At 64.9% G+C, this 1,364-nt stretch carries 2 protein-coding genes; both read right to left on the bottom strand.

Annotation, left to right across the window (positions count from 1 at the left end):
* Window positions 1–12: 12 nt before the first annotated feature.
* On the bottom strand, window positions 13–354 hold the full coding sequence (locus ABT158_RS51200) for a hypothetical protein (protein ID WP_352366773.1): 342 nt from the start codon (window positions 352–354) through the stop codon (window positions 13–15).
* A gap of 76 nt (window positions 355–430) precedes the next feature.
* Window positions 431–1,306, bottom strand: coding sequence for an IS5 family transposase (locus ABT158_RS51195; RefSeq protein ID WP_352366771.1), 876 nt, complete (start codon window positions 1,304–1,306; stop codon window positions 431–433).
* Between the last annotated feature and the right edge of the window lie 58 nt (window positions 1,307–1,364).

Below are 1,364 nucleotides of genomic sequence, written 5' to 3'. Positions count from 1 at the left end.
CTAGGGCCTGTTTCAGAAGTTGGGTGAGGAGTCTCGGGTGAGGGCTGCGTGTGCTCGAGATGCCTGAGCGGTCCAGATGGTGACGTCGGAAGCGATACAGCTCGGATCGGTCGCGGCATCAAGGCGGTGATACCGACGAAGCGGGTCCCGGTATTCGACCTCGTAGGTGCCATCGTCGAGGCGGGCGACTGAGGCGAACCAGGTGGGGTCGTCTTCGTCTGGTTCGACGATGACGAAGGTGTTGTCGGGCAGAGCGAGCTCGATGATCATCTCGTAGAGGGCGTCCTCGGACGGCTCCACGATGAGTTGGCCGCCCTCGGTTTCCGCCTTCAGCCGGATATACTCACGCCCCACTATCGACCCCTTTCCAGACGTACGGGTCACCGCTCCAACAGATTGTGCAAGATCCCAGCTGCGGACAAGAGCGTGGTCACAACCACTCGTTGATGCAGGCGATATGTACGGTCGCTTCGTAGCGGACGGCCAGCTTGTCATACCGCGTGGCCACGGCGCGGTTGCGCTTGAGCCGGTTGATCGCGCACTCGACGGCGTGGCGCTCGCGGTAGTCGATCTTGTCGAAGGCGGGAGGCCGGCCGCCGCGCGATCCACGTTTGCGGCGATGAGCCGCCTGATCCTTCTTTTCGGGGATGGTGCATCTGATGCCGCGCCGGCGTAGGTAGGAGCGATTGCCGCGGGAGGAGTAGGCCTTGTCAGCGCGGACTCGATCGGGGCGAGTACGGGGACGACCACCGCCCGGACGCGGCACCCGGATCCCCTCCAGCACCGGCCTGAACTGCGGGGAGTCGCCCCGCTGCCCAGCCGTGACCACCAACGACAGCGGCTTTTGCCCCTGTTCTACGGCCAGGTGTGTCTTGGTGGTCAGACCGCCACGTGATCGGCCCAGCCCATGATCGTCTGGTTCCGTACGAGCCCCACCGGGTGGTTCCTTCTGCGCATCGCCATCTTTTCGCGCGCCGGCAGCATGCTGGTGCGCGCGGACGATGGTGGAATCCACTGACACATCCCAGGTGATCAGCCCCTCGGCATCGGCTCGTGCCTGTAACGCGACAAGGATCCGCGCCCAGACTCCGTCCCGCTGCCAACGGCGAAACAACCCGTACACCGTCTGCCACGGCCCATACCGCTCGGGCACATCCCGCCATGGCGCGCCAGTTCGAACTCGCCACCGGATCCCGTCGATGAGCTGCCGCTTCGCCCAGACCGGCGGACGGCCCGCCTTCCTGCCCACCGGCAACAGCGGCTCCAGCACCGCCCACTGCGCGGCGGTCAAATCACCTCGACCCACACAAAGATCATCTCGGAAGTGAACCACCCAGGTGATCCACTTCTGAAACAGGCCCTAG

It is taken from the genome of Nonomuraea sp. NPDC001636 (genome assembly GCF_040298265.1).
Classification (GTDB): domain Bacteria; phylum Actinomycetota; class Actinomycetes; order Streptosporangiales; family Streptosporangiaceae; genus Nonomuraea.
The sequence above is the reverse complement of the archived record's forward strand: the minus strand, read 5'-3'. Positions and strand labels throughout refer to the sequence as shown.